Source organism: Microbacterium sp. NPDC055910 (assembly GCF_042271185.1).
In the GTDB taxonomy this organism is placed as follows: Bacteria; Actinomycetota; Actinomycetes; order Actinomycetales; family Microbacteriaceae; genus Microbacterium.
Window position 1 is genome coordinate 1 of sequence record NZ_JBHJZS010000066.1, and the last position, 2,767, is coordinate 2,767.

The following is a 2,767-nucleotide window of genomic DNA, read 5'->3' on the forward strand; positions in this document are numbered from 1 at the left end:
CGCCGAAGCCGAAGCGGCCGTCGAGCTCGCGTCCGCGACGGCGACGGCCGCGTCCGCCGCCGCCCGTGCAGCGCGTGCCGCCCACCACGACGCGCTCGCCCGTGCGGGCGGAAGCTCCGTGGTCGACCTCGAGGCCGCCCACCGCGCCGCCGAGGAACGACTGGCCGCCGCAGAAGCCGCGGCGACGACGATCGCGACGCTGGCGGCCGAGGTGCGCGAACTGCGTGAGATAGAGGCGGCGATGGGCGACGAGCAGGCCGCGCTGGCGGCCCGGCTCGCGGCGGCGAAGGAAGACCGCGCCGCGCGGGCCGAACGGCTCACGGCGGCGACCCGGGCCGTCGCCGCCGCACGCGGGGACCACCCTTCGGTCGCGGCGCGCATCGACGAGGCGACCCGCGTGCGCGACGCGGCCCGGGCCCTCACGCTGGCGATCGACGATCGGCTGCGGGCCGAGCAGGTGGCCGCCGACGCGCAGCGCGACCTCGAGGAGCGTCTGGCCGAATCGACCTTCGACGACGCGGCATCCGTCGGCACGGCACTCCTCGACACCGCCGTGCGCGAGCGGCTCGCTTCCGACCTGCACCGTCACGACGTCGACGTCGCGACCGAGCGCGAACGGCTGTTGGCGCTCGAGACCGAGCTGGCCGGCGCGTCCGACGAACCGGTCGATCTCGCGCCGGTCGCCGAGGCGGCATCCCTCGCGCGCGAAGCGTGGAACAGCGCCGTCACCGAAGCGGCGCGCGACACCGAAGTCGCCGCACGGCTCGCCGAGGCGGCCGAACGGGCGACGCGGGCCCACGCGGCATCCGCCGAGCGCGAAGCCGAGCACGAGATCATCGCGGGGCTCGCGGACGCACTCGCGGGCCGAACCGACACCCGCATGGACCTCGAGACCTTCGTGCTCGCCGCCGAGCTCGAGCAGATCGTCGACGCCGCCAACCTGCGGCTCGAGGTCATGTCGTCGGGGCGATATCGGCTCGAGCACTCCGACGCCGTCGGCCGGCACCGCGCGGCGTCCGGCCTCGGGCTCGCGGTGTTCGACTCCTACACGAGCCAATCCCGGCCCACGACGTCGCTGTCGGGGGGCGAGACGTTCCTCGCGTCGCTCGCACTCGCGCTCGGCCTCGCCGAGGTCGTCACCGCGCGCAGCGGCGGTGTGCGGCTGGACACGCTCTTCATCGATGAGGGCTTCGGCTCCCTCGACGACGAGACGCTCGAGCTGGCCATGCGCACGCTCGACGAGCTCCGTCAGGGCGGACGCACGGTGGGGCTGATCAGCCACGTCGCCGCGATGAAGGAGCAGCTGCCCGCGCAACTGCGGGTCGAGGCGACGCCGCAGGGGCCGAGCATCATCCTGCAGGACAGCGCGGTCCCGGCGGCGTGAACGCCGAAGGCGGCACCCGGGATCGGATGCCGCCTTCGAACTGCCCGCGGGTCAGCCGGCGAGGTGCTTCTGCGCCGCGGTGAGCACGGTGTCGATCAGGCGCGTCGCCTGCTCCTCGGTGAAAAGCCCGCCCGTGGCGGTCGAGAACGACGAGATCATCGCGTCGCGAGCGGCGTCGCCGCCCATGAGGGTCGTCTCGCCGAGGGTGATGAGGATCTCGTCCGAGAAGGCGGCGTCGATCATCTCCTGGGTCACACCCGGCTCCGCCTCCTGCATGATCTCGGTGAGCACGGGTCGCACCTCGGCGATGTATGCCGCCTCGCCGGTGCCGGACACGCCGTCGCCGGCATCCGTGTCCGTGTCGGTGCCGTCGGTGGAGGCGTCGTCATCGGTGGAGGGCGCCTCGGACGCGGTCGCAGCCGGGGGTGCCGGCTCGAACGTGCCGCCCGAATCCGAGGCCGACAGACCGATGAGCAGCAGCGACCACACGAGCGCTCCGACCCAGGCGGCGCCACCGAGGACCGAGACGATGATCGCGCCGATGCCCAGGCCCTTGCCGCCCTGCTTCTTGTTCGCCAGCGCCACGATGCCGAGCACCAGACCGACCAGCAGCAGGACGCCGCCGATGATCGCGAGCGCGAACGACACCCACAGCAGCGGGATGAACGCGATGAGCACGAGGACGAGACCGGCGATCGCCGTGCCGAGCGCGGCCCAGGCCAGGCGCTTCGGGCGCGTGTCGGGCCCAGCCGGCGCGCCGTGTGCCGGCGGCTGGCCGTACGCGGGCGGCTGCCCGTATGCGGCACCGGGCTGGCCGTAGACGGGCGGGGCGGACTGCGCCTGCCCGTAGCCGCCGGCGGCCGGGTACGCCTCGGTGGGCTGCGCATCGCCGGGGGTGTATCCGGGGTAGGCCTGCGTGGGGGCCTCATCACCGGCCGGGTAGGCCTCGGGGCCGCGGTCGTCGCCCGTGGGCTGCGACGGGTCAGTGGGGTTCGACATGGGTCCTCGATCTGAGTCGTGGTCGTGCAGGGTTCGCCACCGGATCGTCATCGCGAGCGGAGCGACGGCGCTGAAGTACCTAGGCTAGTCGTTATGAGCAAGGGGACAGGCTGGACCATCCTCGGCGTGATCGTCGCCGTGGTCATCGCGTGGGTGATCGTGAACGTGCTGTTCTCGGTGCTGTGGTTCATCGGCAAGCTCGTGGTCGTCGCCGTCGTCGCGCTCGTCGTCTTCCTCGCCCTGCGCGCCGCGTTCTCGCGTCGCGACTGACCCACGACCGCGAGACCGCAACGGCGCGCCGAGACTGCGGGGTCCACCCACGGTCTCGCCGTGCCGTTGCAGTCTCGCGGTCGGGGTCAGGCGCCGAGTACGGCGACTGACCCC

3 protein-coding genes are annotated in these 2,767 nt (G+C 73.3%); 2 read left to right on the forward strand and 1 reads right to left on the reverse strand.

Annotated features, from left to right (window positions below; translation table 11 throughout):
* The coding region (locus ACFC3F_RS14995) for an SbcC/MukB-like Walker B domain-containing protein (RefSeq protein WP_376131504.1) at positions 1–1,384 on the forward strand (1,384 nt) is incomplete at its 5' end.
* Between the two features lie 51 nt (positions 1,385–1,435).
* On the opposite strand, the gene ACFC3F_RS15000 is transcribed toward ACFC3F_RS14995, so the two are convergent.
* A complete protein-coding gene (locus tag ACFC3F_RS15000) occupies positions 1,436–2,383 on the reverse strand; it encodes a hypothetical protein (protein WP_376131507.1) in 948 nt (315 codons plus the stop codon).
* 93 nt (positions 2,384–2,476) lie between these two features.
* Between ACFC3F_RS15000 and ACFC3F_RS15005 the strand changes: the two genes are divergently transcribed.
* Positions 2,477–2,653 (forward strand): hypothetical protein, encoded by a 177-nt coding sequence (locus ACFC3F_RS15005; RefSeq protein ID WP_376131510.1) that lies wholly within the window; start codon positions 2,477–2,479, stop codon positions 2,651–2,653.
* Positions 2,654–2,767: the final 114 nt, after the last annotated feature.

Excerpts from the sequence above, each read along its gene's own strand:
- ACFC3F_RS15000 (WP_376131507.1), bottom strand. The coding sequence starts at position 2,383 with ATGTCGAACCCCACTGACCCGTCGCAGCCCACGGGCGACGACCGCGGC.
- ACFC3F_RS15005 (WP_376131510.1), top strand. The coding sequence starts at position 2,477 with ATGAGCAAGGGGACAGGCTGGACCATCCTCGGCGTGATCGTCGCCGTG.